We start from the raw sequence: 23,671 nt of genomic DNA, 5'->3' as shown, positions 1-23,671 counted from the left end.
CCAAACTCATTCCGTCAAATATTTGTCATAAATAGCTTGATATCGCCCAGTCTCTTTCAAATGCTTTAGTCCTGCATTGAAGTCGTCCCGCACTTCGCGACTGCGAAATACCGGTCGGTAATCCTTCGGGTCAATCGTAGTGAATGAATGCTCTTGAATCGGCAACACATCACCCTCTTCGTGTTTCAGCTGAAGCATGAAGTATTTGAAAATGTTCCGGTCGCTGAGCACGACATCATAGTGTCCGCGCATGAGTGTTCTGACTTGCACGGCCTGATCATTGTGCTCGAAATAATTGCCCGCCCGTTTTACCGCATTGAGCCAAGCGGGGTAGCGCTTGATGGCGCCCTGAAAGGAAATTACCCGCAACCCTTGCAGATCCTCCGGTTTGCTGATGATGATCTGCCGATGCAGCAAGGTGATGAGGACGTTGTCATAGGTGACGGCCGGGTCACCGTAATAGGCGCCGGTAGCCGTCAAATTGATTCCCAAGTCGGTCATTGCGGCGTCGACGCGTTTTGATTTGAATGCAATGGGGACGCGGGCCAACGGAAAGTATCGGGGCTTCAAGACATGCCCTCGATAGGCCAATGCCTCTCCAATGACCTCCAGTTCTATCCCGGAATTGGTGGCAGGAAAGCAGAAGGGGGGAATCTTCTCGCCAAACGCCATCGCTACTTCCACACCATATACCCTGGTTGCCATCACCAGCCAGAGCAGTACCAGTACTTTCATCGCTTCTGCCTGTATCAAGAATCTGCCTATTCAATATGTAAGTATACGAAATATAAAATTTAATGATTACTATAATCGATGAAGTAAGGTATTGATTATAGAGCAGGAGCACACGGTTCGGATGATGCGACTTGATCGGCGCGGCGGCACATATACCTTGATGTCACTGGCGCTTGCCACGTGCGAGGAGGTTGCGCATTTTCGGGTGCAGGTGCTGGTATATCGATACCTAATGATCCACTTTGATCAATCTGGGCATTGCGAACTGCACTTCAAACCGGCCGAGCCTGTACTTGACGTGCTTTCTGGCCGGAACAGGTTGCAAGCAACCGCGCCTCGACGCGGTCGTCTGTTTCGCAATCAGGCGATTGGGCTTTCCAGATAGTGCCTGCCATGTCAGCAACTTGGTGGATTAAGTCGCTTGAACGCTTCTGTCATTACAACTATGGTGAAGCATATATAGTGTGATTCACGCCATCAGAAACCAAGTATTTGCCATGAATTGAGTGTGGAGCTGCTTGACCTGAGCGATATGTTGGGATGACCAACCGTTTGATCGATAGGGCCGGACAAGGTTATTACAACTCATTGGGACCACCGGGTGATACAGCGTGATGAGCGTGGTCTGCAATAGCGCTGACATTTGCGTATTGGATTGTTGAGATGATGCCGAAGACGATTGGGAAATCTGTATTCCGGGAAATGATCATACCAGTACTTTTGGTAGGCCTATGTATGCTATTCGGCACATTGGCAATTCTAAGCTACGTCCGCGAAACCACAGTCCATGGTGCAGGGTTGTCGACCGCCAAAGCAGTGGCTGGTCAAATGGTGACACTCCGAAAATTCTATACTGGCGAAATCATACCGCGAGCCAAAAAATCCGGCATGCAGGTGGATTATGATTTCATGACAAAGGCCAATACCCTGCCGTTACCGGCAACGCTGGTCAAAGTATTGGGTGAGGCCATTGCGCATGATAGTGCCGGCATGTCGGTTCGGCTGTACAGCCGCCATCCGTTTCCGCATCGAGCTGCAACAGAGAAATATGATGACTTCGAAACGAAGGCGCTGGCATCGTTGGAACAAGATCCCAAAACACCCCAGTACACGTTGGCCAAAATAGACAAGCAGCTTTTTGCCCGCTATGCAGTGGCCGATGTGATGCAAGCCGGCTGCGTCGCCTGCCACAACGCGCATCCCGAATCACCGAAACGAGACTGGAAGGTAGGCGATGTGCGCGGTGTGATCGCGGTATCAGTGCCATTGAACGACGTCGAGCATCAGATCAGTCAAGGGATCAACTATGTTGGGTTTACAATTCTGGCTGGATTCTGTTTGGTTGTGCTGGCAGTATTTCTGATCGCACGGCGAATTGCTCGATCGGCAGCTTCCGTTGTTGCCGGTGCGGAGCGTGTTCAACGAGATGGGGACTTTACAATCGAACTGCCCGTTATGGGTAACGACGAAATTGCTGCAGTGTCGCAAACTTTCAATCGCCTCGTCGCAAATTTCCGTAGTGTCATCCAGGAGATTCAAGAGATGTCGAATCGAGTGGCTGACGAAGCCAATCGCTTGGCGTCGGCAGCAACAGAGGTTTCGTCAGTCTCGGTCCAGCAGAACGACCTGGCCGGTGCGACCGTTGCCGCAGTGGAGCAGGTGACCACCAGTGTCGGTGAAGTGGCAACACGTGCGAAAGATGCAGCAGATGTATCGCAGCATTCACATCAGCTGTCGCAGGATGGCAAGCAGCTCGCTAATCAAGCCAAGGCAGAGATGCAGGATATATCCAGATCGGTCAATGTCATGGGTACATTGGTCGGTCAACTGGGCGAACGATCGGCAGCCATTAGCCACGTCACAAACACCATTCGCGACATTGCCGACCAAACCAATTTACTCGCACTGAATGCAGCAATCGAAGCCGCTCGTGCTGGCGAACAAGGGCGTGGTTTCGCGGTGGTGGCTGACGAAGTGCGTAAACTGGCGGAACGCACCAGCCAGGCCACCACGGAGATCACTGGTACTATCAATGCGATTATTTCCGAAACACGTAACGCGATGGACAGCATTGCCAACAATGCGCAGATTGTCGAACGGGGAGTCGACTTGACCGACCAAGTCGTCACCGCTCTGTCTGCGATCAGTGCTGGTGCGCTACAGGCAGACCAGCACATGCAGGAAATTGCGGTGGCCACACGAGAGCAAAGTACAGCCAGCATGCAGATCGCCAATCACATGGAGCGCATTGCGCAATTGTCGGAAAGCAATTCACACATGGTCGACGAAACGACACTCACGGCAGGCAACCTGAGAAACTTGGCAGATAAACTACAAACGATCGTCAAACGCTTCCGTATTTGAGTCGTCAGCAGCTGTTGACGCCGATTATCAATCTGATGGTTTACCTGTAAACCACATGAGCATCCGGCGCCTACAGTCAGTTAGGCCCGGGTAATCGACTACCCACCGGACACAGTTTGACGCCACTTGTGATTGGCCAGTACGGTTACGTTGAATGTGGCGCGGTTTGCCTTTTGCATTGCTGACAAGGCGCAGGGCTCTACCCTGATGCAGTATGCCCTGTCAGAAACTTAGGTGACGCGGAACAGAACGGCTTGTTGCCGACTGGCCGCGCGCTGAAAGAATTCAATGACCCCGGTGAGAATCGGGTACACCGTTTCAAAAGACTCCCGTGTACCTAGACCAGCAGCGCGCTCGGCAAAGCGCCGCTCCAATGTTTCGCGATCGAGTCTGCTCAACTCGGCTGCAATCGACTGAACCTCGTTGGCGTAGGAATAACCGGACTGTTCGGGAATTGCATCGGTGTGGTCGTAGCCGCTGACTGATTCCTCCTTCAGCAGCATGGTGATCTCATACCAAACGTGTTCACCCTTGGTGAATTGGTCAGATGGAGCCTCAGCGAGTTCGTTATGTAGGAACTCGCTGTAATTCAGTTCGCCCGACAAAAGATCGTCCAGCTGATTGTCTGTCATCGCGTAAAAATCGCCGCCCATGCTCATTGGAATGTCCTTTCAGGATCAACATCGCCCATCCAGATGCGGTGCCGGACAAGGTGGTGGCTATTGGCTGATGGAATGCTGACCGCCCAGCGACGCAGGCCACTAGGATCAACCTGAATGCCTCGCTCTGCCATCATTTCAACAATCTGCCGATCGCTGAACGAAGGGGCCACGTGCCAGCGGACACACTGCAGGATGATTTCCACTGGAAATCGGAACCGTTTCGCATTCAACATCGCCTTGCCTACCTGTTGTGGCCAGACTTACTGGCCGTTGAATGGGAGTTAATGCAACAGAACCGGAAACGATGCAGGCTTGCCTGCGGCAAACCTGTCGGGCCATGCGCAATCAAGATCGTCAATATCCCGCTTGGTGGATCGTCCTGACAACGTACCATGAAAGTATGAACTTGGCGTTGATCAATTGTCGAATTCTGCTATGCCTAATAGGTAGAAACTACGCTGGGATCGGACTGGGCGCAGTCTGTAGGCGCTCAGTCACTTTTGTTCGTCCCGGGTAGCATTGAGCTTGTCAAGAATGCTAGTTAGCTCACGGCATTAAACCCGCTTGGCTTGAGCACAGGGTGGTGGGCTATCATGGTCAGACCTTGGCCATGTCGATCAGTGTTGCACTGTACGCACTGGCACTGTCCCACACCAGCATCGGTGCTGTCACCGTATTGCCGATTACCCCGCGTCGTCGCCAAACCACCGACATGACGGCACCCAGCATCGTTGACATTGCACTCACCTATACGGCCCGGCTATACCGATACCGTGCCTGGTCACCAGTTAAGGATCGTTGATCATGATGCCACGACGGGTAAGCGGCCCGTACGCCAAGACAGGCTGTGTGAATAGTCTGTTAGCGCTCATCGTGAGGGCTGGCCGTCTGTTGTGGTGTTCGATTGGCCTGTTGATCAGCTTGCCCACGCTGGCGGGTATCCAGGTGTTGACGGTGCAAGGCACCATTGGCCCGGCTAGCGCGGATTACCTGGTGCGTGGTATCGACAAAGCGAATGCGGCACACGCCCGTCTGGTAGTGATCGAACTGGACACGCCTGGTGGTCTCGATACGTCGATGCGTGACATTATCAAGGCCATCCTGGCATCCGATACGCCAGTGGCCACTTACGTTTCACCACCCGGTGCACGCGCGGCCAGCGCTGGTACTTACATACTTTATGCCAGCCATGTTGCCGCCATGGCACCAGCCACCAATCTGGGTGCGGCAACGCCGGTGGAACTGATGCCGGCTGGTGCCCCAGGTAAGCCGCCAGACAAGCAAGCGGAAAAGTCTGCTCCCCCATTGCCGGATGCCAAGACCAATAAGGCAGTCAATGATGCCGCCGCCTACATCCGCGGCCTGGCGGAGTTGCGTGGACGCAATGCAGCCTGGGCGGAACGTGCAGTACGCGAAGCCAAGAGCCTGTCCGCTGAGGCCGCATTGCAGGAACGAGTGATTGACGTCATCGCCATTGACCTGGCTGACCTACTCAAACAACTTCACGGCCGCAAAGTCGCAATGGGCAAAGCGGACATAACATTGAGCCTTGCCGAATTGGCCGTTACCCGCGTGGAACAGGATTGGCGCACCCGCTTGCTCGCCGTCATCGGTGAGCCGAGCGTCGCCTATATCCTACTGCTGCTGGGCATCTATGGCCTGATTTATGAATTCATGAGCCCCGGGATGCTGCTCCCTGGTGTGGTTGGCGGCATCTGCTTGTTACTGGCGCTGTTCGCATTGCAACTGATGCCAGTTAACTACGTCGGCTTGGCATTGCTCATACTGGGCATCACCATGATGGTGGCAGAGGCGTTTTTGCCCAGCTTCGGTACGCTGGGCATGGGTGGGATTGTTGCCTTCGTGCTCGGTTCAGTGATGTTGATCGATACCGACCTACCTGATTATGGGGTTTCCCTGGTGCTGATTGCGCCGCTGGCCGGTGTCTCGGCGCTGTTCAGCTTTGCCATCGGTGCATTGGCGCTGCGAGCACGGCAGCGGCCCGTCCTCACCGGTGACGAGTCGCTCGCCGGTAGTGAGGGTGAGACCCTGGATAATATCGCCCCGGGCGAAAGCGGCGGCTGGGCGCGCATACAGGGTGAGACGTGGCGCGTACAAAGCCAGGTACCCTTGGTGCGTGGCACAAAGATCAGGGTCGTCATGCGGCATGGTTTGACCCTGGCCGTGGAACCGATCAATCCCCAAAAGGAGGGCAACGATGTTTGAGCTCGGTGGTCTGATGGTCGTGTTGGTTATTGTGCTGTTATTGTCGTCGAGCTTCCGCATTCTGCGTGAGTATGAACGCGGCGTGGTGTTCATGCTTGGCCGGTTCTGGCGGGTGAAGGGACCTGGTCTGGTGATGGTGTTGCCCGGTATCCAGCAGATGGTACGGGTGGGGCTGCGCACGGTCGTGTTCGACGTGCCAAGTCAGGACGTCATCTCGCGTGATAATGTCTCGGTAAAAGTGAACGCAGTGGTGTATTTCCGCGTCGTCGATCCGGCTAAGTGCATCTTACAGGTGGAGGATTTCATGGCCGCCACCAGCCAGCTCGCGCAAACCACTCTACGCTCAGTGCTGGGTAAGCACGAGCTGGATCAGATGCTTGCCGAGCGCGAAACCCTCAATCAGGATATCCAGTCAGCGCTGGATGCCCAGACCGATGCCTGGGGTATCAAGGTTTCCAATGTCGAGATCAAGCATGTCGATATCGACGAATCCATGGTCCGCGCCATCGCCAGACAGGCCGAAGCGGAGCGTGAGCGACGTGCCAAGGTCATTCACGCCGAGGGGGAATTGCAAGCGTCGGAAAAGCTGTTGGCAGCGGCTGACATCCTCGCCAGCAGGCCTCAGGCCATGCAGTTACGCTACTTGCAGACCCTGACAGGTATCGCGGGCGACAAGTCCAATACCATCGTTTTCCCGGTGCCTGGCGACTTCATGGAATTGCTGCATATAACACCATCGGCGAATCGCGACGGAGCCCGCTGACAGCACGCCCTTCACTTTGCTGACGTGTCGATCACGGGGGAGTGAAGGCGTGCTTACGCGATCGCTTGGACTTCGGGCTCTCAATAAAAATCCGTCTGCATTCTTGGCAGCAATAACTGTTTGAAGGTCGGCAGGGATTCCCGTATCACTGCCCGTAGGCATGGGGGTGGCCGCGAGCGGTCGTCTCATTCAGCCTGGCGGCGTCGAGGCCAATACGGTGCACTGTGCGCTGGTGGCCGGATGAAAGCGTCCATTGACAGTGGCTTGCCTTGATCTGGCCCATGTCATACCACAGAGGCGAACGGGTGCGCCTTGGGCGCCGCGTGTAGCGGACACAGATACAGCTTCCAAACGTCGAGGAACCACTCGCCGAAGATTTTTGGGAGCCACAGCACCTGAATGTAATTGCCGATCGCGTCGTCCAGTTTGCGAAACTTCCAGCCTGCTCGCATGCGACGACTCACGTACTGGTTCCTCGGCTTCAGCCCGTATCTGCCGTGCAGATAGCCCTCTGGCGGTGGCATCCGTCAACTTGAGCGGGCAGACCGCCAAATTGCTTTGTAGTGGCGGCGGTGCTACATGTTGTACCCCCATCGGCCCCAGCTGCTGCGTCAGGGTGGCCCTGAGCACCGCCGCCTTCTGGCAGCAAATGGTGCTGTTGCCATCTTTGAGCATTAGACCTGTGCCATTGGCGACCAACTTGAGTTATGTGGGGCTGGCGAGGGTTACTTTGTCGTTGCTGCTGATCGTGGTTGACCGGTCTCGCGCCTGCCAGCAGACAACCGGTTCAATCACTTTTACAGTTGGCGATTGAGGCCTATTCCGGCTTGCCGATATGGGCGCGGGGCGGTTCCGGCGGCCTTGCTACTGGCTGGCCATGCAACGTGTTGCATCCCGTATTCCGCCGTGATGCTGGACATCAATGCCATTCTGGGACTGGCGGCCATCGAGGGCCTGACCCATTTTGTGCTGTTTGCCACCTTCCTGATGCTGGCCAGCATGGGTCTGTAAGTTGCCTAGCCCAGCCTGGCCAAGTCGTCCCATGTAGCCTCGCTAGGCAATGGTCCGATTCGGTGTAGGCGGCTTGCGCCGCCTACACCGCGGATTAGCGCTTGTTGTCGTGATTCATTGTGATAGAGCTGCCGAGTGAGTCGATAAAGATGTACTGCGATTGTTTGACAGTATCTTTCTCCATTGAATTCTGGTGCCGAATGACCCAAAGGACATCTTTACCGTGCCGCGCCGTTGACATCGATAAGCCGGTTTCGTAGCATGAAGTTCCGCAACGTTGCGAGGAAATTCCGGGTTGCACCCGGTCCTTTATGGACAGTCCCAGTTGTCGATGTTGTCAGGAACTTCCCCTTTACTTCCATTGGCCTACCTCACCAGTGACTCAACTGGTCGACTTGCCGACCTGTACCCATCTGGCCGACCGATCACATCGCTGGCCGTATTACATGCACTGCCTGCCAGGAATACAATCATGGAAGCCTTGATCCTGTTTGGTCTGATCATGTTGAATGGCATCTTTGCCATGTCAGAAATCGCCCTGGTCACGGCCCGCAAGGCCCGACTGATGAAACTGGCTGCTGACGGTGACCAGGCAGCAGTGGTCGCCTTGCAACTCGGTGAAGACCCCACCAAGTTCCTGTCCACCATCCAGATCGGCATTACCTCGATTGGCATCCTGAGCGGAATTGTTGGTGAGGCAGTGCTGGCCGCCCCCTTCTCGGACTGGCTGCAATCATTGGGGATGTCGGAACCAGCCGCTAGCTTGGGCGCCACTGCCACTGTGGTGATCGTGGTAACGTACATCTCGATCGTCATTGGTGAACTGGTCCCTAAACGGCTGGGGCAACTCAACCCAGAACGGGTGGCTCGCTTGGTAGCACACCCCATGCAGGTATTGGCGCTGCTCACCCGCCCGTTCGTGGTGCTGCTGACCGTGTCGACCCACACCTTGCTGAGTTTGATGGGCGTCAGACAGGGGTTGCCGGCCGGCGTCACCGAGGAGGAGATCCACGCCATGCTGGAAGAAGGCTCCGAAGCCGGGGTCATCGAACAGCATCAGCACGAGATGGTTCGCAACGTGTTCCGGCTGGACGACCGTAAGCTCGGTTCGCTGATGATCCCGCGTTCGGACATCGTCTACCTCGACGTTCAGCGACCACCAGCCGACAATCTGCAACGGTTGATCGAATCGGAACACGCCCGCTTCCCGGTATGCGATGGCGGACTCAATCATGTGCTGGGTGTGATCCATGCCAAACAGGCGCTCACTTTTGTGGCCAAGGGTGAAATTCCCGACTTCACTGCCAATCTACACCCCAGCGTGTATGTCCCGGAAACGCTCAATGGCATGGAGTTATTGGAGCAATTTCGCACCAATACCATGCAGATGGTATTCGTCGTCGACGAATATGGTGAGATCGAAGGCATCGTCACCTTGCAGGACCTGCTGGAAGCAGTCACCGGCGAATTTACGCCGCGCAATGCGGATGACGCTTGGGCGGTGCAACGGGGGGATGGCTCCTGGTTACTGGATGGAGCAATCCCGATCCCGGAGATGAAAGACCGGCTGGCGCTCAAGGTGGTGCCAGAGGAGGGCAGGGGGCGTTATCACACACTGAGTGGCATGGTCATGTTACTACTGGGCCGTCTGCCCGCGACCGGTGACGATGTGGATTGGCATGGCTGGCGTTTTGAAGTGGTGGACATGGACGAGAAACGCATCGACAAAGTACTGGCGACACCCCTCGCCATGGAGGTCCCATCCATCCATGGCAATCACTGATAATGGACTGGCGCTTGCATTGCTTCCGGGTAGCGCCGAGAGGTGGCTGACCGGTGGGCGTCATGGAAGCCTGGCTGAGCGCACTGCTCACCACCCTGGCCTTACCGCAGTATGGGCTGAGTACTGTATTCGTGATGGCCTTTCTTTCTGCCACCTTGCTGCCCATGGGCTCGGAGCCGGCCGTATTCGGCTTGATCCAGCTGAACCCTGCGCTGTTCTGGCCTGCCATGCTGGTGGCCACGGCGGGTAACACGCTCGGTGGCGCGCTGACTTGGTGGATGGGTGCCGCTGCCGAGCGGACCTATGAGCGGGTACGTCATCACCCGCCACCTGACGCTCGTGCCTTGCGCTGGTTCGCCCGATTTGGCACCAAAGCCTGCCTGCTGGCTTGGCTGCCGGTCTTTGGCGATCCACTGTGTGCGGTGGCCGGTTGGCTGCGGTTGCCGTTCTGGTCATGTGTACTGTACATGGCGATTGGCAAGTTCGCCCGCTATCTGGTGATGACCGGTGCACTGCTCTGGTGGTGGCCTGTCTGACTGCCCGCCTACCTTGCGGCGTATCCATTAGCCGTGGCGATGCCGATGATGGATGTCCGGATAGTGCGCATGCGAATGCCGTAATGGCAGGTGCTGATGTGGGTGGGTATGCGGTTTTGAGCCATCCCATGCAAAGTCATGGTCATGTTGGTGATGCTCATCATGGGTGTGACGATGGCTATGAAACTGGGCTTCGTGCTGGTGCTCATGGTCATGCCGCTCGGTCAGGTGTAACCAGACGCCCATACCCATCAATGTCGCCGCTAGCCAGAAACCAAACGAGGTTGCCTCACCTAATGCCACAATCGCAATGGCCGCACCAATAAATGGGGCTGTCGAGAAGTAGGCACCGGTTCGTGCGCTGCCCAGGCCACGCAGGGCCACCACAAACAGAACCAGACTGACGCCATAACCCAGCAAGCCAATCACCATGGCGGACACGGCCACGTCGACATCTGGCAAGGGAGCGCCTAGCAACCACCCCAAGCCGGTATTCACGCTACCGGCCACCAGTCCTTTGCTGCTGGCGATAAACAACGCATCCGAAGCGGAAACCCGACGAGTCAGGTTGTTGTCAATAGCCCAGGCCAAGCAGGCGCCGGCAATGGCCAGCGGCCCCACCCACCCGGCGGTTGTCGTGCCCGCGTCAGTCCACGATAACGCCACCCCGCCAGCAACGATCAGCAGCATGCCCACGACAATGCGTCGATCGGCATTTTCCTGAAACACCCCCCAGGCCAATGCCGCAGTCAGCACTGCCTCCAGATTCAGCAGCAATGAAGCGGTCGCAGCACTGGTATGGGCCAACCCAATCATCAATAGCAGCGGCCCCAGCACCCCGCCAAAGGCGATGGCACTAAGCAGCCAAGGCCATTCGCCAGCAAGTAGATCAGGCCGCTGCCAACGCCGGTCTCGACCCAGGCGCACGATGCCCAACCCAATCCCGCTCCCCAAGTACAGTAAGCCGGCCAGCATGAACGGGGACAGCTCGCCCACCAGTAGCTTGGCAAACGGCGTACTGCCGCCAAATAACACAGCCGCCGCCAAGGCAGCCAAGACCGCCCCGGAACAATCCAATTTCTTCATGCTTCAGTCTGCTCCAGGCCATCGGCCGCATGTGCCGGTGTCAACTAAACCCATACTCAGTCCATACATGGTGACCAATGATGCGTCTCGGCTTGCCTTTCCTTAGTACGTTATGCGTGAAGCAACTTGACAGTGCCGATGACAGCTGTTGCTGCTGCAACATGTCATAGCGATCGCCGTCTGGCATCGCAAAGGGAGCTATGTTCCTCACAGTAGCATGGTTTTTAGGAGCAGGCCCGCCACCGCACAGGTCGCGATAACATGAATCACATTGCGTTTGAAGCGAAACAGGGTGATTGCAGCCGCCGCTGCAATCAGCGCGGCAAACCCGTCAGCCGCGCCGGTAAAACCTTGTGGCCACAACACATGATAACCAAAGAACAAGGCCAGATTGAGCACAACGCCGACGACCGCCGCGGTGATCGCAGTCAACGGCGCGGTGAATTTGAGATCATCGTGGGTCGATTCGACCAGCGGCCCGCCTGCCAGAATGAACAGGAAAGACGGCAGGAAGGTAAACCAGGTCACCAGGCAAGCGGCGACTATGCCGGCCAATAGCATCGCATCTGACCCGAAGAAGGCCTTGCCGTAGCCGCCCACGAAACCCACGAACGCTACCACCATGATCAACGGACCGGGGGTGGTTTCGCCCAAAGCCAAACCGTCGATCATCTGAGTGGCGCTGAGCCAGCCATAGTGGGTCACCGCGCCTTGATACACATAAGGTAATACAGCGTAGGCGCCGCCAAAGGTCAGCAGTGCGGCCTTGGTGAAGAACCAGCTCATCTGCGTGAGCGTGTGTTGCCAGCCATACCTGGCCGCCAACCACCCCATGGGCACAAGCCAAAGTGCGGCGCCGATTCCGATCACCCAGGCGAGCCTGCGCCAGCGAAACCGCGCGTGCACCGGCGTCGGGGTGTCATCATCGATCAGGGCCGGTCCGTAACATGCCCCTGCCTGGCCATGACCGCTGCCCGCCTGAAATAGCTGGGGTGCCACGCGCCCTCCAATGTACCCCGTCAGCGCCGCCGCAGCGACGATGATCGGAAACGGTACATTCAGCGCAAATATGGCCACGAACGACGCTGCGGCAATGACCCATAAGCCATGGTTCTTGAGCGCCCGGGAACCGATACGATGGGCCGCCTGCAACACGATGGCCGTGACTGCTGGCTTGATCCCGTAGAACAAGCCGGCCACGACCGGTACGTCCCCCCAAACGATGTAAACCCATGATAGACTGATCAGAATCAGCAACGACGGCAGCACGAACAACGCGCCGGCCACGATGCCGCCCCAAGTTCTGTGCATCAGCCAGCCGATGTAGGTCGCCAACTGCTGTGCCTCGGGGCCGGGCAGCAGCATGCAATAATTGAGCGCATGCAGGAAGCGCCGTTCGGAAATCCAGCGCCGGCGTTCCACCAATTCCTGGTGCATGATGGCGATCTGGCCAGCAGGCCCGCCAAAGCTGATGAAGCCCAGCTTCAGCCAGAACCGGAAGGCCTGCCAGAAGCTGATGAATGTCGGTGGGGCCGGGACGGTGGAGGCCGGGTGTTTAACGGTTGCGGTCATACTGAGTTGGTGTCCTGATTGAAGCTGGCCTGTATGCCGTCAAATAATGCTGATGCGGCCGCAAGCAGTTGATCGTCGTCGACGAGGGTGTCGCGCAGCCCCGCCAGCACACATGCTACGCCCATCGCCTCGGCGGGCGGAATCCCCCACATCCAGAAAATACACCAGCTGCCCGAGGCGGATCAACGCCGGCTGCGCCAAATTGAAGCTGGCCAGCAACACTTCAAAAGCGACCCGGCTGCCACCGTACTCAACCCCCGTAAGCCTCCGCCACCGCGCACAGGACGAGCCCGCCGTCTGTCCGGATTGTCGAGCGATTCCATTACCACCTTCAGGTACTCGACCGCCTTACTGTGACGGCCGTGGTAGCCGGTGCTGACATGACTGCGTAGCTCGACCGCCCACGAGCCCGTAGTCAAGCCGACCAGCATCAGTGGCAGTCCTAAGACGAGGCTGCCCCCAGTATGCCAGTTGCGCATGGTGTGTTTCATTGCATGGTCTCCGCTATCGTCTGATTTAAAAACGGCTCTCGAATGCAATGAAGACGGTTGCCTTCGAGTGTTCAACCTTGGATTCCGCCGCATTGACGGCGCTGTTGGCATTCAACCTGGCAGTGTTGACGCGTTCCGACGCTTGGTTTCGCGGATCCCGTCAGGATTCAGGCTATCTGTTGTAAAGGCCGGCGCACGATTGATGGCGACGCCGCCAGACCATTTCGATGGATGATGGCGCCAGTCCAAACCCACATTGGTCACCTGGGGCGGCAAGTCTTTGACGCCATCATTGCCACCGGTCCTGGCTTTGGATACCTCGCCGCGCATTTCGGCATGGCTGCCGGTGAAAGTCAGCTCGTACGCGCCATTGCGCAACAAGGGCACGCACCAATCCAGTTCCGCTCCCCAGAAGCGTGCCTGCCCTGCGTTATAAGGGGGCTCGACTAAGCGCACGCAATCCTGCCTGTCGTGCGGTTTTCTGGATGAAATCCCTGGCCTTGCGATCATACAGATTGAAACCGACCACACCGCGATTGTCTGACAAGAACAGCTCGACCCCCAATTCAATGCCGGTAGCCCGCTCGGCTTTCAGCTCGGTATTGCCGCCCTTATCCAGGTTTGTCAGCGTGCCAGCGCCAGCGCCAGCCCCTGTTGCCTGGGTAACCCACGGATTGACGTCGTCGAACTTGGGCAATCTGAACGTTTGCGCAATGCTTGCGCGTAGGTTGGTGTTATTGGCCACAGCCCAGCGATAGTGCATCGACGGGTTGGGCGCGATGTCGGCCAGACCGTTACGGTCCGTGGCATTGCGTGCAATGCGTTCGTAACGGATGCCGGATGTCAGCCAATGGGCATCGGTGATACGCTACTCGTCTTGCAAATAGAGGATGGATGTCACCTCTTCGATGGTGCAGAGGTCATTGGCGCCTGGTGTTTTGAGTGACAACGGCGTCGTCATGTTGTTGGCTTCGGCGACAACCCTGCGTTTGTCGTAGTCGAGTTCAACACCGGCTTTTAGTAGATGTTTGCCCAAGTAAAGCGCAATGCCCGCGCCGGCGTAAATCTGGTCCTCCCGGATTCTTTCGTCTTCCTGCACGTGTTTATTGATGGCGCCGGCACCATTGGATTCAGTCATGTATTTGTCTTTGTCAGACCGGCCTTGCTGTACCACGAGCTTTGCGTACCAGCTACCCCAGCTTGTTTTTCCATCATAACGCCCGGCCATGCGTCCGATTCGATCCGATTTATCCTCAACATTGGTCGCACCATTGGTAAGTCCCCCGCCGCATTGCGTACCTCGGCTGTTTCGCGCTTTTCCTCGACACCTAGGAACCCATTTTGTGTCTCCCAATTGCCTACCGGCCAACAAGTGGTAAATGCAGTTTTGCAATGTTATGCCGCAGGCAAATGCACTATGATGAGTGAAATAAAATTGCTGACATGCATATCAATAACGCGTTGGCGACTGCCTTACGAGAACTTAGGCTAGTTGGCGGTGTTGCATAATTCTGGAGTTCATGTGATGTATTTGAGCCTAAATCTCACATCTGTTGATGGCTGACGTAAGTCACAGCAGGGAAAGCACCGCGATTGTGGCATCCTGTACGTCTGGCCTATACGCACACTTGACTTTGGAGGCACTAATGCTGTGCTTGTCATCTAGTCGACTTCGCGTGCCTGAGTACATTGATTATCAGTGGTAACGAGATGATCTACCTATCCAATAGCCAAATTCAGTGCAAATATCGGTCAGATCAACCGTCATGCAAGGGGCGAAAATGGCCAACCCGAATCAGTTTCGGCACCAACGTCGACGGATAGCATGCACTTGTGTTGGCTTACTGATCTTTATGTCTTCAGCTGGCGCTTACTGTGCCGACAACTGCATGCTATGGTTGATCGACCGCTCCAACAGTGATCGTTTCGAAAACCGAGCAGCCTGTGGAGGCAACCGTGACGCTGTCGGGCGCGGCACCGTGGTGATTCATACAGGAGGCTACATCGAGATCAGCGAAACCGAGACAAACAACGCTGGCCGGACACACATACGCTGTGAGAACAATGGTACGCATGCCGTAGGCCTTCACGTTGACCCAACCAAAAGCGGTAGCTGGCCGCAACGCATTGCGCTGGACTCATCTTGTATCTGGGCTCGCAATGTGCTGCGTTGTGGGTCGGCGACAGAACCGTCGCTGATTTGCGTGAGCGAATCTATTCGCCCCATGCGACAGGCCGTCACAATCAACGCAGCAGTCGCGATGCGCTCGTTCGGGAACCCTGACACGGACAAGATCCGACAATGGCTAGATCGACATAAACCACTCGTTGACTTCTGCCGGGCCAGCACCGGTCAAGCGCCGACCGCAGGCGTCAGGCTGATTTTCCCGCGGACTGGACCAGTCACGCTACAGACCAACGTCAACGCCGCACCCGATGCCACAATAGGCGACTACCCTCGGTGCATCGTCGACCGGCTCCAGCGGATCCCGCCTCCTAAAGACCTGGTTACCGAATACACTGTCGAATGGCTGGTCAACGACGAATAGTCGACGCGTGGCACTCGATCAAGCTGCGCGTATTACTACCAATTCCGCTCGCCAAACCACTATGGCTGGCCATTGCCATGGTGTTGTCAGTGGTGATTGGCTCCAGTTTATTGTGGCTGCATGTCGACATCTTTGATAGCAAACTCTACGACCGGATCGTTGCCCACAACCTTCGAAGCACCAATGTTCACACGATGCGGCTTGTGTTGGATGAGCGCATCCCCCTATCGGTTTCTCGTGAACAGACCTTGACCCTGTACGCGTTGGCAATCGAACGACTGACCTACATGGGTGCCAGGGATGTTTTTCTGGATGCTCAGATTGCACTACGCAGTTTTCGTAAACAGACTTTCGTACCCTGCATGCCTGACACTGGCACGCCGCCAACTATCTGTCGTTTACGTGGCAAGCCTGCCTGTCTTAGCTTCGTAGGACGCCCGCGGCATGCACCCCTGGATGTCGACGAATCTGCTCGCACCCATCTGGTCATTCCTCAACCCCTGTCAGATCGATCTCCACCTGCCTACGATTTGCTATTTGGTCACCGGAAGAGTATGCCCGCTTTCGTTGATGTGATGCTTCCCATGACCGGAGATGGTATCGCCCGTAGCCTGTACACCCGACCTGGTGGAGTCCTGTCGCGTCTCGCCCCTGCAACCTATTCCGTCGGCCGATGTAATGATGGGCGGCCAGGCTGCCTCCCGATTCGCTTTGACAACCCACATGCCTCACCCAATGACCTCGGCATTGTCGCTTTGTCTGACGTCGCAAGCTGTAATCCTCGCAAGTGGCAAGCACTTGCCCCTGCTGTCACAGGTCGAATCATCCTCGCGCAACTGGTGGGGCTGGAAGAATCGGTCGATATCCATCCGACCCCTCTGCTTAGTATGTTGAATACACACATAGGTCTGATGAACGGCACCCATATTACCCAGGCAGGAATCGAAACTGCGCTGCTCGGCGATGGCCCACGGGGGCTATCATTTGGGGGCCAAATTCTGTTGATTGGCTTGGCAGGTAGCGTGGCCACCGTTGGTTTTGGCTGGTTACGCTTTACTGTCGCATCGATGGCCACTCTGGTCGTCGCCGCTGGGCTTTGGTGGCTCAGTCCCATGCTCTACCCATGGGCTCAGCTGCCAGCAAGTCCCATGGCCACAGCCGCACTCGCAGCCGCACTGATTGTCGTTGCCGGGCATATGTGGTTTCACACCTACCAAAATGCTGTATTGGTTCGCTTTATGCCACCCCAGATACGCGGTTTGCTGCTGAAACACACTCATGACCCATTTTCGGGACGGCAAACCATCGCCATCGTTCTGATGAGTGACCTCGCAGGCTATACACAACTGACGAATCAACTGGGGTCGGCAAAGGCCATCTTCGAGCTGATCAATGACTATCTCAACGAGGTCACCCCCGGCCTGCAGGAGCATTTCGATGCCTGGCTCGAAGGCTATATTGGTGATCTGCTGTGCTTCTATTGGCCAGTGTTGGGCGAACTGGATGACTACCAGCCCGAGCAACAGCGCGAACGGGCACTCAGGGCAACAATCATGCTCAGCCAGCGACAGAAAGCTTATTTCAAATTGCTGGCACAACGACCTATGGCCCAGAACATGCCACCCACCAAGTCGCTCTATGCAGGCATTGCCGTGACAGAGGGCTCGGTGTTCATGGGTGAAATCGGGCCGCGCCATGGCGTACACAAGTTTGGTATTCTCGGTGATCCGCTCAATCTGGCGGCACGTCTGGAAACACTCACCCGCATCTTCTCATCCCGTTTGCTCGTGACGCCGGAGCTGGTGCCAACCGCCAGTGCCCTTGGCCACCGTCCCCGCCACCTTGCCACCGTCAAGGTCAAAGGCCGACTGATGCCGACGGAAGTTTGGGCCGTGCATTTGTCAGACGAACACGTTGAGCCATGGATGATCGAACAGTGGAATCAATGGCGTGACGACTTACTGGCTGGAAATACCCCCCCGCCTGATCCGCCTGAGGTATGGCACCATGATGCGAGTGTGCTGATTCATTGGTACCAGTTGGGTTTGTGGGATGACGAACGAGGGTACTTCAATCTGGAAGTGAAGACACCACCTGAGCCCCCAACCTAGGACTTGTTTGCAAATCAGGCAATCAGCAATGAGTGAGACATGTAGTACATAGCAACCGGAGTGTATGTAGCACAAGGATTTTGCTGACGGTAGTGCCAGGTGAGTGAAAACAGGCTGATCACTCCGCCATGTAGGAGTTCCTGACGGACACGCGGCTTCTTAGAGCCGCTAACAAAACCCAGCGAAGTGATTCTGCTTAGGTGTGCAAACGAAGGCAGTACATGAAGTACGACAAGTTTGCACAACAACACCAGAAGGGTTTTGTTAGCGGCACTTTAAGAAACACCACACCTTGTTGCGATTCTCCATGCGGTACGAAGATGCTCTTGGCTGGATCAAGGCCGATGATCATACTGCTAGGGAAATGAAGGGCGATAAGTTAAAGACTTATCGACTCCTTGGTCGCCACCTTTCAATTGCTTGTTGACTCATTATTGGCGCCTTTGGTCAATTGGGCGTCGCTGGGTATCTATCTCCCACATTCGCCATCATTGGTGTTGCAATCTTCAGCTTTCTTGCAGGCATTCGCATCATTTTCTCTGTTGCAGCGACTCAGTGGCCTATCATTAAGCCATATCTGGATTTGCATACAATCAATGGGTGTTTAGCGGGGCTCCGAATCCACCACATTCCAAGCCCTAATGATGCAGTCGAGGGGGCATGGTAAGCGTACGGCGTGGAAGAAAAAACCAAGTTTTCCCGCGTTTTCTGTGAAGAGAGATACACATGTCGCATATGGAAGATACGCGTCGTGGTAGCCTGCCTCAGCGTGGTGGGGTACGGTTTGGACAGACGGTTTTGGAAGGTAGGGAGGAGATAGCACCCGGGATTTCAAACGCCGCGGGATGGGTGAGATAGGGAGCGATGATGCGGACAACAAGCACAATGGTTGCAGCCATCGTCGCTATGTTGGCGCTGACAGCGGCGGACTGGGCCGCCGCGCAAGGGCGCAGCGCACCCATGTCGGGGAAGCGCATCGCGCTGGTGGTCGGCAATAGCCGCTACGTGAACATCCCGCACCTCGCCAATCCCGCGAACGACGCCAAGCTCGTCGGCGAGACATTGCAGGGGCTCGGCTTCGCTGTGGTCGGCGGCGGGCCGCAGCTCGACCTTGACAAGCAAGGTTTCGACCGCGCGGTGCAGGAATTCGGCCGGCAGGCGGTCGGTGCCAGTGTGGCGCTGTTCTACTACGCCGGTCACGGGCTGCAGGTGCGCGGCACCAACTGGTTGGTGCCGACCACCGCCAACCCGGAGCGCGAGGCTGATCTCGATTTCTAGCTCCTCGATGCCTCCCTGGTGTTGCGCCAGATGGAGGGCGCCGGCACCACGTTGAACATCATGATCCTGGACGCGTGCCGCAATAACCCGTTTGGCGGGCGTGGCTTGCGCGCGGCGGCGGGTGGCCTCGCGCAGATGCAGGCACCCGAGGGCACGCTGCTCGTGTATGCAACGCAGCCAGGCAGCGTTGCAATGGACGGTGCCGACGGCAACAGTCCGTTCACCAAGGCACTGGCGCAAACCCTGCGGACACCCGGCCTCGATTTGTTCCGCCTGTTCAACGAGGTGGGCTTGCAGGTAAAGCGCACCACGGCAGGCGCGCAGCAGCCGTGGGTGTCGAATTCGCCGATCGATGGCGAGTTCTATATCGCGGGCCGGGTCAGCGAACTGCGGAAAGAGGGCTCGGCGCAGGTGCTCAACACCCAAGAGCAGCACGTTTTGTCTATGGATCCCATGGTTCGGACGGCCGCGGAACGCCTGCGCATTCCCTTACCGGAGAAAATACCCGTTTCGCAGTCCGATCCCACGTCAAAATTCGCCGATTACATCGGCGCGTGGGTGGGGGAGTCGGGCTGGGACGGCACCGGACGGCAAATCATGGTCATCGTCACCAGTGTTGACGCTGTGGGGCGCGTGGAAGGCGTTTATGGTTACGGTCCGCCGCGTGGGGTCCAGACACCGCCGATCAGACCGGCAACGGCGATTCATTTCACAGCCACCATCGACCAGGCTGGTATCAAGTTCTTCACGGGTATCGTGAGCCTGACCTTCCGGCTCGTAAATCGGACCTCAATGCAAGCATCTGTCGAGAAGGACGGGCGTCTGTCCACCCAGGAATTGCACCGGCTCAAATAATATGAAGCTACGGACAGTAGTCCTGCGTTTGAGTGAGAGAAGGTGTCAGGTGCTGTTGCTCTTGCTGGGCGGCTCGTGGGGGAGGTCTGGCATCCCTGTCACGGTAGTGGTCAAGGGTTATCAGGCACCAAGGCAAGTGAAGCGGCTGCTATTTTCTGCAGACGTTACTGGCACACAATCACCGACAAGTATGCGCAGCGTGACCTTGTTCTTAAGCTCCTCCTTGTGGCAACCGCCGCAGACACTGTCGCTGGGTGGTTATCTGGGCTGATTGGCCAGCTGTCTGGAAGCGCTTGTTCGCGTGCGCGGTTGTGGCCTCGCTTGCTTTGCGCTTACTCTCGTTCTAAGAGCCGCTAACAAAACCCGGCGAAAAGGAGGAAATGATGACTTCCATTTTTTACCGTTTTTTTGTCGTTCTGATATTTCCAATCGTCAGCGCATTGATGCCACTGAATGTGATCGCTGAAACTAACAACAGCAAAATTGGCTTTGTGCTGATGCATGGCAAAGGCGGTACTCCGCTGAAATATATCTCTGACCTAGCTAGCTCGCTTGAACGGCAGGGATTCCTTGTCGCAAATCTGGAAATGCCATGGTCTGGACGGCGTAATTACGATGTTACAGTGCAGGCAGCCGAGTCCGAGGTCGAGGCTGTATTGAGTTCGCTACGGGGCAAAGGCGCCCAGAAGGTATTTGTTGCTGGGCTAAGCCAAGGTGGGCTGTTCGCACTCTATTTCGGCACCAAGCATACGATCGATGGTGTTATCGCCATTGCCCCCGGCGGTAGCGCGAGCAGCCCGGTATTCCGGGAAAAGTTGGGGGAATCCGTCGAGTTAGCCCGTAAACTCGTCACTGAAAGCAAAGGCGACCAGAAGACACGGCTTCTCGATTTTGAAAGCGCCAAGGGTATCTATCCGATTATCACCACCCCGAAAATATACTTGAGCTGGTTCGATCCGGATGGTGCCATGAACCAGTTGAAAGCAGTGCAAAGGATGAGCCCGACCATTCCTGTATTGTTCATCGTCCCGACAAATGACTACCCGGGCCTGCTTAAAGTCAAGCGGCAGATGTTTGATGCACTTCCAAATAATATTCGAACCAAGCTATATGAACCAGACTCGAGTCACGTTGGCTCACCATCCGCTTCAATCAAGGAAATTATCGACTGGACGAGTGAAATTGCAAACGTGCGCTAGGGGTAGGAACTGGGTGAACCACCGCTGGTCATCATGGCCAGGGCGACGCAACACAGTCACCGACAGCAGGATCATTCAATACTTTGGCAAACAGTCATGGCAAGCTCTTGGCGGATACTTGCGACAAGTTATGACTTCCACTTCTGTAACCAAAGGTAGTTCACATGTTAAATATTCCCGAGATCGCAGCTTATTTGTTCACCTGTACCATCGCTGCCGCGACGCCCGGACCTGGAACCTTGAGTGTTATCACCTACAGTACCTATCTTGGGTGGCGGAAAACACTCCCTATCATTTTCGGCATACAGGTGGGAATGTTGGCGGTGGCATTGTTGGCGTTGTCAGGTATCGCAGCGATACTGGCCGCATCACCTGTCATCTTTAAAACCATTCAATATGTTGGGGCGATCTACATTGCCTATCTTGGGCTACTGAGTTTCAAGTACGCTCATACAAACTTAGCTGTTCAACTGGTGGAACGGAACAATGGAGGGTGGCGACATTTTTGGCATGGCGCGTTATTGACGTTTACAAGTCCCAAAACACTGCTGTTCTTTACGTCATTTTTCCCTGGATATCTGGATCCCGAAAAACCTGTAGTAGCTCAGATGGGTAGTTTGCTGGTTTTGCTGTTGGCTTGCACCTTCCTTGTGCATTTTTCCTATGCGTTTCTCATGAAACATCTAGGTAATCGACTCCTGGAACATAGCACTGCTTTTAACTTGGTGGTTGGGGTTATATTTGTTGGAATGGCCGGTTACATGGCGCTACAGGTGTAGCAACTGTAAACCGTGGTGCCAGCGATGGCTATTGCGACATAGCGTGTACGCTCGATTACAGAGATATCAGGTATGCTCATCATCTACCAACACTCGCCAAGCGGACTACCGGGTAATGTTAAAATCATGTCATTTGGTGGACATCAACACCAAGCAAGTGGGGCTGTGGGATCTACCACATCATCCCAGATGGTTACGGCAACGTTACTCGCAAGATTGGGTGAGTTCATGATCGTGCATCATACAAGGCCCTATTGGCCATGGTGATGAAACTGCAAGAGTATGTCCGTTGTTGGCAGGTGCCCGCATTGGGGGGCACGGAATTGCTTCATGCTCAATATGACAAGCAGTGTTTCACCCCCCATGTACATGAAAGCTATGTATTTTCTATTATCGAATCGGGTGCCCAACGGTTTCGGTATCGTGGTACCGAGTATGTGGCGCCGACTGGCAGCGTGGTCTTACTCAATCCCGATGAGGTGCATACCGGTGCAAAGGCCGCTGAACAGGGTTGGCGCTACCGAGGATTCTATCCTGATCAAAAGTGTCTTGCGGATGTGCTGGTGGAATTGGCATTTAACCATCAAGTGCTACCTCGCTTTCAACCGTGCGCATTAAACGATCCTCAACTATTTACATGCTTTAGCAAATTGCATAACGCTGCCGAACGTGGTGCTTGTGCATTGCAGCTACAGTCCGATTGGCGCGACACGCTGCTGTTATTGCTACAGCGCTATGCGCAGGTAGGAGAATTGAAGCAACCTGGGCGCGAACCACGCATAGTCACCGAGGCAAAGGCATTTTTGGACGCTAGCTTGGCAAGGCCACCCTCTTTGGAAGAAATCGCGACGGTGGTTGGGCTTTCACCTTTTCATTTTTCACGGGTCTTCCGGCAGGCCACCGGCCTACCTCCTTATGCCTGGGTCAAGCAACGGCGGCTGATTCGTGCTCGTATGTTGCTGAAGTGCAACTGGTCACCGCTGGATGTGGCGTCTTTTCTTGGGTTTTCTGATCAAAGCCACCTGAATCGGCAATTCAAACAAGCTTATGGCTTTACACCTGGCGCATATCGACGAGCTTATCGCACAACGCGGTAATACTGTCTCCCCACCTGACACCACCATGCGGTGTCTTCTTCATACCGCTATTCTCTCTGATCAAGAGGCCTCCTCAAAAACCGGGGCGGTTCATATGCGTGGCTGGCTGGATTTGGCAAGTTGCGCATCCGCTTTGAACGAAGGCTTGATACGCATTACGCGCTGCTGAAGCTGGCTTGCTCCGTGATTTGCTTACGGTTTATTGCGAAATTTTGTTAGCGGTTCTTAATGTCGGCCCTGAACAATCGGCTTTCGCCTGATTCTAAAGGCGAAAAGCGAAAGTTACGCTGCTGAGATTTGCAAGGTTTCGCTAAAATGGGCGCAATTCCTTCTGCACGCACCGGAGGCCGAGTGCATCTCCAAGGGCAAATCGTACTAGCCTTACGAGTTCGGCGTGAAGGTGTCGATCGCTACCACGCACAAGAAAGGCCTGGTGGTTGGGATGCGCAGCATGCCTGGCCATCCGTACGATGGCCACACGCTGTTCGAGGCATTGGAACAGGTGGCGATTTTGACTGGCTGTCAACCCAAGGAAGTCTTCGTGGACCTGGGCTACCGTGGCGTGGAGGTACAG

Annotated in this window: 24 protein-coding genes and 3 pseudogenes; 16 read left to right on the top strand and 11 right to left on the bottom strand. The window is 55.7% G+C overall.

All coding sequences use genetic code 11. The features are described from left to right. Positions 1 to 6 precede the first annotated feature (6 nt). On the bottom strand, positions 7 to 735 hold the full coding sequence (locus FFS57_RS05530; protein WP_249383901.1) for a substrate-binding periplasmic protein: 729 nt from the start codon (positions 733 to 735) through the stop codon (positions 7 to 9). A 735-nt stretch (positions 736 to 1,470) separates the two neighbouring features. Between FFS57_RS05530 and FFS57_RS05525 the strand changes: the two genes are divergently transcribed. Continuing rightward, positions 1,471 to 3,099 (top strand): methyl-accepting chemotaxis protein, encoded by a 1,629-nt coding sequence (locus FFS57_RS05525; protein ID WP_171013652.1) that lies wholly within the window; start codon positions 1,471 to 1,473, stop codon positions 3,097 to 3,099. Between the two features lie 230 nt (positions 3,100 to 3,329). Here the strand turns inward: FFS57_RS05525 and FFS57_RS05520 are convergent, their stop codons facing one another. Next, entirely contained in the window at positions 3,330 to 3,758 is a 429-nt protein-coding gene (locus tag FFS57_RS05520; RefSeq protein ID WP_137936768.1) for a DUF1877 family protein, read from the bottom strand. Continuing rightward, positions 3,755 to 3,994, bottom strand: coding sequence for an IS6 family transposase (locus FFS57_RS05515; protein WP_137936767.1), 240 nt, complete (start codon positions 3,992 to 3,994; stop codon positions 3,755 to 3,757). The genes FFS57_RS05520 and FFS57_RS05515 overlap by 4 nt, the downstream gene beginning before the upstream one ends. 347 nt (positions 3,995 to 4,341) lie before the next feature. Here FFS57_RS05515 and FFS57_RS05510 point away from each other — a divergent pair, with 347 nt between their 5' ends. The 3 genes from FFS57_RS05510 to FFS57_RS05500 are packed head-to-tail and all read left to right on the top strand — an operon-like array spanning position 4,342 to position 6,750. After that, complete coding sequence (locus tag FFS57_RS05510) at positions 4,342 to 4,563, top strand: hypothetical protein (RefSeq protein ID WP_137936766.1); 222 nt, start codon at positions 4,342 to 4,344, stop codon at positions 4,561 to 4,563. Positions 4,564 to 4,568: 5 nt separating this feature from the next. Continuing rightward, positions 4,569 to 5,987, top strand: coding sequence for an NfeD family protein (locus tag FFS57_RS05505; RefSeq protein ID WP_137936846.1), 1,419 nt, complete (start codon positions 4,569 to 4,571; stop codon positions 5,985 to 5,987). Next, complete coding sequence (locus tag FFS57_RS05500; RefSeq protein WP_137936765.1) at positions 5,980 to 6,750, top strand: slipin family protein; 771 nt, start codon at positions 5,980 to 5,982, stop codon at positions 6,748 to 6,750. The genes FFS57_RS05505 and FFS57_RS05500 overlap by 8 nt, the downstream gene beginning before the upstream one ends. A 284-nt stretch (positions 6,751 to 7,034) precedes the next feature. On the opposite strand, the gene FFS57_RS05495 is transcribed toward FFS57_RS05500, so the two are convergent. Further along, positions 7,035 to 7,214 (bottom strand): hypothetical protein, encoded by a 180-nt coding sequence (locus tag FFS57_RS05495; protein ID WP_137936764.1) that lies wholly within the window; start codon positions 7,212 to 7,214, stop codon positions 7,035 to 7,037. A gap of 346 nt (positions 7,215 to 7,560) precedes the next feature. Between FFS57_RS05495 and FFS57_RS25140 the strand changes: the two genes are divergently transcribed. The 3 genes from FFS57_RS25140 to FFS57_RS05485 all read left to right on the top strand — a co-directional run bounded on the left by FFS57_RS25140 (position 7,561) and on the right by FFS57_RS05485 (position 10,080). Continuing rightward, the gene (locus tag FFS57_RS25140; protein WP_171013651.1) at positions 7,561 to 7,761 is read left to right on the top strand and encodes a hypothetical protein; all 201 of its coding nucleotides are present in this window, start codon (positions 7,561 to 7,563) and stop codon (positions 7,759 to 7,761) included. 472 nt (positions 7,762 to 8,233) lie between these two features. Further along, positions 8,234 to 9,544 carry a hemolysin family protein gene (locus tag FFS57_RS05490; protein WP_137936763.1) on the top strand — a complete coding sequence of 437 codons (1,311 nt, stop codon included), beginning with the start codon at positions 8,234 to 8,236 and terminating at the stop codon, positions 9,542 to 9,544. Between the two features lie 62 nt (positions 9,545 to 9,606). Beyond that, complete coding sequence (locus FFS57_RS05485; protein ID WP_137936762.1) at positions 9,607 to 10,080, top strand: YqaA family protein; 474 nt, start codon at positions 9,607 to 9,609, stop codon at positions 10,078 to 10,080. 27 nt (positions 10,081 to 10,107) lie between these two features. Here FFS57_RS05485 and FFS57_RS05480 read toward each other — a convergent pair whose 3' ends face one another. The 7 genes from FFS57_RS05480 to FFS57_RS05455 all read right to left on the bottom strand — a co-directional run bounded on the left by FFS57_RS05480 (position 10,108) and on the right by FFS57_RS05455 (position 14,457). Further along, positions 10,108 to 11,166, bottom strand: coding sequence for a DMT family transporter (locus FFS57_RS05480; protein ID WP_137936761.1), 1,059 nt, complete (start codon positions 11,164 to 11,166; stop codon positions 10,108 to 10,110). A 207-nt stretch (positions 11,167 to 11,373) separates the two neighbouring features. Next, positions 11,374 to 12,738 carry a chromate efflux transporter gene (chrA, locus tag FFS57_RS05475; RefSeq protein ID WP_137936760.1) on the bottom strand — a complete coding sequence of 455 codons (1,365 nt, stop codon included), beginning with the start codon at positions 12,736 to 12,738 and terminating at the stop codon, positions 11,374 to 11,376. 39 nt (positions 12,739 to 12,777) lie between these two features. Further along, positions 12,778 to 12,960 carry a hypothetical protein gene (locus FFS57_RS05470; RefSeq protein WP_502705896.1) on the bottom strand — a complete coding sequence of 61 codons (183 nt, stop codon included), beginning with the start codon at positions 12,958 to 12,960 and terminating at the stop codon, positions 12,778 to 12,780. Beyond that, the gene (locus FFS57_RS25740; protein ID WP_249383899.1) at positions 12,921 to 13,229 is read right to left on the bottom strand and encodes a hypothetical protein; all 309 of its coding nucleotides are present in this window, start codon (positions 13,227 to 13,229) and stop codon (positions 12,921 to 12,923) included. The genes FFS57_RS05470 and FFS57_RS25740 overlap by 40 nt, the downstream gene beginning before the upstream one ends. Before the next feature lie 111 nt (positions 13,230 to 13,340). Continuing rightward, positions 13,341 to 13,685, bottom strand: coding sequence for a hypothetical protein (locus FFS57_RS05465; RefSeq protein ID WP_137936759.1), 345 nt, complete (start codon positions 13,683 to 13,685; stop codon positions 13,341 to 13,343). After that, positions 13,660 to 14,094 (bottom strand): TonB-dependent receptor domain-containing protein, encoded by a 435-nt coding sequence (locus FFS57_RS05460; protein ID WP_137936758.1) that lies wholly within the window; start codon positions 14,092 to 14,094, stop codon positions 13,660 to 13,662. Before FFS57_RS05460 ends, FFS57_RS05465 begins: the two co-directional genes overlap by 26 nt. A 3-nt stretch (positions 14,095 to 14,097) precedes the next feature. Continuing rightward, positions 14,098 to 14,457: a hypothetical protein gene (locus FFS57_RS05455; protein ID WP_137936757.1), complete on the bottom strand. Its 360-nt coding sequence runs from the start codon at positions 14,455 to 14,457 to the stop codon at positions 14,098 to 14,100. Positions 14,458 to 15,118: 661 nt separating this feature from the next. Between FFS57_RS05455 and FFS57_RS05450 the strand changes: the two genes are divergently transcribed. From FFS57_RS05450 to FFS57_RS05410, 9 genes and pseudogenes are all read left to right on the top strand, one after another. Beyond that, complete coding sequence (locus tag FFS57_RS05450; protein WP_137936756.1) at positions 15,119 to 15,778, top strand: hypothetical protein; 660 nt, start codon at positions 15,119 to 15,121, stop codon at positions 15,776 to 15,778. After that, a complete protein-coding gene (locus tag FFS57_RS05445; RefSeq protein WP_137936755.1) occupies positions 15,757 to 17,889 on the top strand; it encodes an adenylate/guanylate cyclase domain-containing protein in 2,133 nt (710 codons plus the stop codon). The genes FFS57_RS05450 and FFS57_RS05445 overlap by 22 nt, the downstream gene beginning before the upstream one ends. 864 nt (positions 17,890 to 18,753) lie before the next feature. After that, positions 18,754 to 19,542 (top strand): annotated as a pseudogene (locus FFS57_RS25735) (caspase family protein); the annotation flags it as partial. Between the two features lie 529 nt (positions 19,543 to 20,071). After that, complete coding sequence (locus tag FFS57_RS05435) at positions 20,072 to 20,293, top strand: hypothetical protein (protein ID WP_137936754.1); 222 nt, start codon at positions 20,072 to 20,074, stop codon at positions 20,291 to 20,293. Between the two features lie 109 nt (positions 20,294 to 20,402). Beyond that, a complete protein-coding gene (locus tag FFS57_RS05430; RefSeq protein WP_249383898.1) occupies positions 20,403 to 21,221 on the top strand; it encodes an alpha/beta hydrolase in 819 nt (272 codons plus the stop codon). A gap of 164 nt (positions 21,222 to 21,385) precedes the next feature. Further along, positions 21,386 to 22,000, top strand: coding sequence for a LysE family translocator (locus tag FFS57_RS05425; protein ID WP_137936753.1), 615 nt, complete (start codon positions 21,386 to 21,388; stop codon positions 21,998 to 22,000). Between the two features lie 266 nt (positions 22,001 to 22,266). Then, on the top strand, positions 22,267 to 23,097 hold the full coding sequence (locus tag FFS57_RS05420; RefSeq protein ID WP_249383897.1) for a helix-turn-helix domain-containing protein: 831 nt from the start codon (positions 22,267 to 22,269) through the stop codon (positions 23,095 to 23,097). A 90-nt stretch (positions 23,098 to 23,187) separates the two neighbouring features. Further along, positions 23,188 to 23,316 (top strand): annotated as a pseudogene (locus tag FFS57_RS05415) (IS5/IS1182 family transposase); the annotation flags it as partial. A 106-nt stretch (positions 23,317 to 23,422) separates the two neighbouring features. Then, positions 23,423 to 23,671, top strand: a pseudogene (locus FFS57_RS05410) (IS5/IS1182 family transposase); the annotation flags it as partial.

This window comes from Chitinivorax sp. B, from assembly GCF_005503445.1.
GTDB lineage: Bacteria > Pseudomonadota > Gammaproteobacteria > Burkholderiales > SCOH01 > Chitinivorax.
Note: the sequence above shows the minus strand (reverse complement) of the source record. Positions and strands in the feature narration are given on the sequence as shown.

Bases quoted from the DNA above. Each gene is read 5' to 3' on its own strand.
- FFS57_RS05530 (WP_249383901.1), bottom strand. From the start codon at position 735: ATGAAAGTACTGGTACTGCTCTGGCTGGTGATGGCAACCAGGGTATAT.
- FFS57_RS05525 (WP_171013652.1), top strand. From the start codon at position 1,471: ATGCTATTCGGCACATTGGCAATTCTAAGCTACGTCCGCGAAACCACA.
- FFS57_RS05520 (WP_137936768.1), bottom strand. From the start codon at position 3,758: ATGAGCATGGGCGGCGATTTTTACGCGATGACAGACAATCAGCTGGAC.
- FFS57_RS05515 (WP_137936767.1), bottom strand. From the start codon at position 3,994: ATGTTGAATGCGAAACGGTTCCGATTTCCAGTGGAAATCATCCTGCAG.
- FFS57_RS05505 (WP_137936846.1), top strand. From the start codon at position 4,569: ATGCCACGACGGGTAAGCGGCCCGTACGCCAAGACAGGCTGTGTGAAT.
- FFS57_RS05500 (WP_137936765.1), top strand. From the start codon at position 5,980: ATGTTTGAGCTCGGTGGTCTGATGGTCGTGTTGGTTATTGTGCTGTTA.
- FFS57_RS05490 (WP_137936763.1), top strand. From the start codon at position 8,234: ATGGAAGCCTTGATCCTGTTTGGTCTGATCATGTTGAATGGCATCTTT.
- FFS57_RS05485 (WP_137936762.1), top strand. From the start codon at position 9,607: ATGGAAGCCTGGCTGAGCGCACTGCTCACCACCCTGGCCTTACCGCAG.
- FFS57_RS05480 (WP_137936761.1), bottom strand. From the start codon at position 11,166: ATGAAGAAATTGGATTGTTCCGGGGCGGTCTTGGCTGCCTTGGCGGCG.
- chrA (WP_137936760.1), bottom strand. From the start codon at position 12,738: ATGACCGCAACCGTTAAACACCCGGCCTCCACCGTCCCGGCCCCACCG.
- FFS57_RS25740 (WP_249383899.1), bottom strand. From the start codon at position 13,229: ATGAAACACACCATGCGCAACTGGCATACTGGGGGCAGCCTCGTCTTA.
- FFS57_RS05455 (WP_137936757.1), bottom strand. From the start codon at position 14,457: ATGGCCGGGCGTTATGATGGAAAAACAAGCTGGGGTAGCTGGTACGCA.
- FFS57_RS05450 (WP_137936756.1), top strand. From the start codon at position 15,119: ATGCTATGGTTGATCGACCGCTCCAACAGTGATCGTTTCGAAAACCGA.
- FFS57_RS05445 (WP_137936755.1), top strand. From the start codon at position 15,757: ATGGCTGGTCAACGACGAATAGTCGACGCGTGGCACTCGATCAAGCTG.
- FFS57_RS05430 (WP_249383898.1), top strand. From the start codon at position 20,403: ATGATGACTTCCATTTTTTACCGTTTTTTTGTCGTTCTGATATTTCCA.
- FFS57_RS05425 (WP_137936753.1), top strand. From the start codon at position 21,386: ATGTTAAATATTCCCGAGATCGCAGCTTATTTGTTCACCTGTACCATC.
- FFS57_RS05420 (WP_249383897.1), top strand. From the start codon at position 22,267: ATGAAACTGCAAGAGTATGTCCGTTGTTGGCAGGTGCCCGCATTGGGG.